1 protein-coding gene is annotated in these 1,025 nt (G+C 33.9%); it reads right to left on the bottom strand.

What is annotated here, in order from left to right; translation table 11 throughout:
- Position 1: 1 nt before the first annotated feature.
- A complete protein-coding gene (gene ilvC, locus OCV55_RS13920; RefSeq protein ID WP_032089415.1) occupies positions 2 to 1,018 on the bottom strand; it encodes a ketol-acid reductoisomerase in 1,017 nt (338 codons plus the stop codon).
- Between the last annotated feature and the right edge of the window lie 7 nt (positions 1,019 to 1,025).

Below are 1,025 nucleotides of genomic sequence, written 5' to 3'. Positions count from 1 at the left end.
ATTAGTTATTGATTAATTTATCTTCATCAGACCAAGAATATAATTTTCTGATTTCTTTTCCGACTTTTTCTGATTCATGTTCTGCAGCTAATTTTCTCATTGCTTTGAAATGTGCTTGTCCTCCAGCTGCTGACATGTCTAATAAGAAGTCTTTTGCGAATGTTCCATCTTGGATATCTTTTAAGATTTGTTTCATTGCTTTCTTTGTATCTTCTGTGATGATCTTTGGTCCTGTAATATAATCTCCATATTCTGCTGTATTTGAAATTGAATATCTCATTCCTTCAAATCCTGATTGATAGATTAAGTCTACAATTAATTTCATTTCATGGATACATTCAAAGTATGCATTTCTTGGATCATATCCTGCTTCTACTAATGTTTCAAATCCTGCTTGCATTAAAGCACATACTCCACCACATAAGACTGCTTGTTCTCCAAATAAGTCTGTTTCTGTTTCTGTTCTGAATGTTGTTTCTAATACACCTGCTCTTGCTCCTCCAATTGCTAGTGAGTATGCTAATGCGATGTCTTGTGCTTTTCCTGTGTAGTCTTGTTCTACGGCTACTAGACATGGTGTTCCTTTTCCTGCTTGATATTCACTTCTTACTGTATGTCCTGGTGCTTTTGGTGCAATCATTGTTACATCAACATTTTTTGGTGGTACGATTTGATTGAAATGAATATTGAATCCATGAGCAAACATGAGCATGTTTCCTTCTTCTAGATTTGGTTCAATTGATTCTTTATATAATTTTGCTTGTAATTCATCGTTGATTAAGATCATGATGATATCTGCTTTTTTTGCAGCTTCTGCTGATGTACAAACTTCAAATCCTTGTTCTTCAGCTCTTTTCCATGATTTTGATCCTTCGTATAATCCTACGATGACTTTTACTCCTGATTCTTTTAAGTTTAATGCATGTGCATGTCCTTGTGATCCGTATCCAATGATGGCTACTGTTTTCCCATCTAATAATGATAAGTCACAATCTGATTCATAAAAAATTTTTGCCATTTTTAAT

It is taken from the genome of [Clostridium] ammoniilyticum, from assembly GCF_025566905.1.
Taxonomy (GTDB): domain Bacteria; phylum Bacillota_I; class Bacilli_A; order Erysipelotrichales; family Coprobacillaceae; genus Faecalibacillus; species Faecalibacillus intestinalis.
The sequence above is the reverse complement of the archived record's forward strand: the minus strand, read 5'-3'. Positions and strand labels throughout refer to the sequence as shown.

Bases quoted from the DNA above. Each gene is read 5' to 3' on its own strand.
- ilvC (WP_032089415.1), bottom strand. From the start codon at position 1,018: ATGGCAAAAATTTTTTATGAATCAGATTGTGACTTATCATTATTAGAT.